Source organism: Micromonospora sp. BS32 (assembly GCF_059089345.1).
The window spans coordinates 1-933 of the sequence record NZ_JBSSHR010000057.1 but is presented as its reverse complement, the minus strand read 5'-3'; the positions used below and the strand labels follow the sequence as shown (position 1 = coordinate 933).

2 protein-coding genes and 1 pseudogene are annotated in these 933 nt (G+C 73.3%); all 3 read left to right on the top strand.

Going from position 1 to position 933, the window contains the following annotated elements:
• A pseudogene (locus tag AC5RWQ_RS30210) lies at positions 1–308 on the top strand (hypothetical protein); the annotation flags it as partial.
• The gene (locus tag AC5RWQ_RS30205) at positions 305–574 is read left to right on the top strand and encodes a hypothetical protein (RefSeq protein ID WP_494286000.1); all 270 of its coding nucleotides are present in this window, start codon (positions 305–307) and stop codon (positions 572–574) included. The pseudogene AC5RWQ_RS30210 and the gene AC5RWQ_RS30205, both read left to right, overlap by 4 nt.
• A partial coding sequence (locus tag AC5RWQ_RS30200) for a replication initiator (protein ID WP_494285999.1) occupies positions 574–933 on the top strand: 360 nt, incomplete at its 3' end. The genes AC5RWQ_RS30205 and AC5RWQ_RS30200, both read left to right, overlap by 1 nt.

Genomic DNA, 933 nt, shown 5'->3' with positions numbered 1-933 from the left:
CATCCACCGCGGAGCCGGCCGAGCCGCTCCGGGTTCAGGTGGCCGAGCAGGTCACCACCGAGCCGCCGGCGGCCATCACTCCGGCCCCCGAGCCGACCCCGGCCGTCGAGCCGGAACCTGTCACCACGCCGGCCCCGGAGCCGGTCGACGTCCCTGCCCACCTGCTGCCCACCGCCCGCTTCGCGGCCGTGCAGCACGAACAGGCCACTGGCCAGCCCATCACCGCTGATGAGCTCTCCGACCGGCTGAGCATCGCCCCGGCCGTCGCCGGGCAGCTCCTCGCCACCATCGCCGGTGGTGCCCGATGACCATCTACCTCGTCGACATCGAGCAGGTCATCCACACCTGCCCCGCCCACGCCGACCCGCACCCGTTCGACATCCGCCGGACCCTCGTCGACGTCATCCCCGGCGGTCCCTGCCGGGCACCGGTCACCGTCCGCTGCGCCGGACAGACCGTCCAGGTTCCCTGCCACCGGCACGAGCCGGCCAAGCGCCAGTGCGGCGCCTGCCGGATCATCGTCACCGAACGCACCATCACCACCCGCACCCTCGACGCTGAGGTTGCGGCCTGATGGCCTCGACGCTGGACCTCACACCCCGGACCACGGCCCGGGGTGTGGGCTCGAACGCCGACACCGTCGCCCCCGTCTACACCTACACCGCTGCTGGGTCCGCGTTCGCACGCGCCACCCGTCCGGACTACTTCGGGTGGCTGGAGCACGTCCGGGCCGCCGCCGGCTGCACTCGCCCCATCCGTCTCGCCGGGCAGCTCCTCACCGTCGAATCCTCGACCGGCCGGGTCCTGGACCAGCGGCACACGGACGCCATGCCCGACGCCGCGATCTACACCGCCTGCGGCACCCGCCGCGCCACCGTCTGCGCGTCCTGTGCCCAGACCTACCAACGCGACGCCTATCAGCTGCTGCGCGCC

Bases quoted from the DNA above. Each gene is read 5' to 3' on its own strand.
- AC5RWQ_RS30205 (WP_494286000.1), top strand. From the start codon at position 305: ATGACCATCTACCTCGTCGACATCGAGCAGGTCATCCACACCTGCCCC.